The 1,516-nt window shown below is 66.9% G+C and carries 2 protein-coding genes; both read right to left on the bottom strand.

Going from position 1 to position 1,516, the window contains the following annotated elements:
• Positions 1–926, bottom strand: a 926-nt coding sequence (locus tag AB0472_RS45965; protein WP_366365667.1) for an alpha-amylase family glycosyl hydrolase, incomplete at its 3' end; no start/stop codon positions are given.
• A partial coding sequence (locus tag AB0472_RS45960) for an alpha amylase C-terminal domain-containing protein (RefSeq protein WP_366365666.1) occupies positions 923–1,516 on the bottom strand: 594 nt, incomplete at its 5' end. The genes AB0472_RS45960 and AB0472_RS45965, both read right to left, overlap by 4 nt.

Genomic DNA, 1,516 nt, shown 5'->3' with positions numbered 1-1,516 from the left:
ATTTCCGAGACGGGGTAGCGGGATTCCCGGCGGACCGCCATGAAGATCCGCGGCATCACCGGGAAATGGAACGCCATGTGGCACTCGTCCCCGCCCTTGTCGTAGTCGCCGAAGTAGTCGACCACGTCCTCCGGCCACTGGTTGGCCTCGGCCAGCAGCACGGTGTCCGGGAACATGGCGTCGATCTCGCGGCGGACCCGCCTGAGGAACTCGTGGGTCGCGGGGAGGTTCTCGCAGTTGGTGCCCTCCTCCGCGTACAGGTACGGCACCGCGTCGAGCCGGAATCCGTCGATGCCGAGGTCGAGCCAGAACCGGAGTGCCGCCAGCACCTCCTCCTGGACGGCCGGGTTCTCGTAGTTGAGGTCGGGCTGGTGCGAGAAGAAGCGGTGCCAGTAGTACTGCTTGCGGACCGGGTCGTAGGTCCAGTTGGAGACCTCGGTGTCCACGAAGATGATCCGCGCGTCCTGGTACTGCTTGTCGTCGTCGGCCCACATGTAGAAGTCGCCGTACGGGCCGTCCGGGTTGTTCCGGGACTCCTGGAACCACGGGTGCTGGTCGCTGGTGTGGTTGACGACGAAGTCGATGATGACGCGCATGCCGCGCTGGTGGGCGGCGTCGACGAACTCCACGAAGTCGGCGAGGTCGCCGAACTCGGGGAGGACGGCCGTGTAGTCGGAGACGTCGTAACCGCCGTCCCGGAGCGGGGACTTGAAGAAGGGCGGCAGCCAGAGACAGTCGATGCCGAGCCACTGCAGGTAGTCGAGTTTCGCGGTCAGGCCCTTGAGGTCGCCGATGCCGTCGCCGTTGCTGTCCTGGAAGGAGCGGACCAGGACCTCGTAGAAGACGGCGCGTTTGAACCAGTCCGGGTCCCGGTCCTTGACGGGGGTGTCCTCGAAGGTGTCCGGGACGGGTTCGTTGACAGTCATGACGCGCTGGGTCCTCCGTTCGCTGGTGTCGGCCGCCCTGCCTGGAACACGTGCGCCGGCGTCCGGCCGGGGGTGAGGCGCACGTAGTTGGTCCTGCCCCACGAGTAGGTCTCACCCGTCAGTTCGTCCTGCACGGACAGGACGGCGTTCCAGTCCAGGCCGAGTTGCGGCATGTCCAACGAGACCGTCGCCTCCTGGGTGTGGTGCGGATCAAGGTTGACGACCACCAGTACCGTGTCCGGCCCGGTGCGTTTGCTGTACGCGATGACGGAGTCGTTGTCCGTGTGGTGGAAGTGCAGGTTGCGCAGCTGCCGCAGGGCCGGGTTCGCGCGCCGGACGGTGTTGAGGCGGGTGATCAGGGGCGCGATGCCGTCGGTGTCGGCGCGCGCCCAGTCCCGGGGCTTGAGCTGGTACTTCTCCGAGTCCAGGTACTCCTCACTGCCCTCCTTCAGCGGGGTGTTCTCGCACAGTTCGTAGCCGCTGTAGATGCCCCAGGTCGGGGAGAGGGTGGCCGCGAGCACGGCCCGGACCTCGAACGCGGGCCGGCCGCCGTGCTGGAGGTAGGCGTGCAGGATGTCCGGGGTGTTGGC

Source organism: Streptomyces sp. NPDC086777, from assembly GCF_040702065.1.
Lineage (GTDB): Bacteria > Actinomycetota > Actinomycetes > Streptomycetales > Streptomycetaceae > Streptomyces.
Note: the sequence above shows the minus strand (reverse complement) of the source record. Positions and strands in the feature narration are given on the sequence as shown.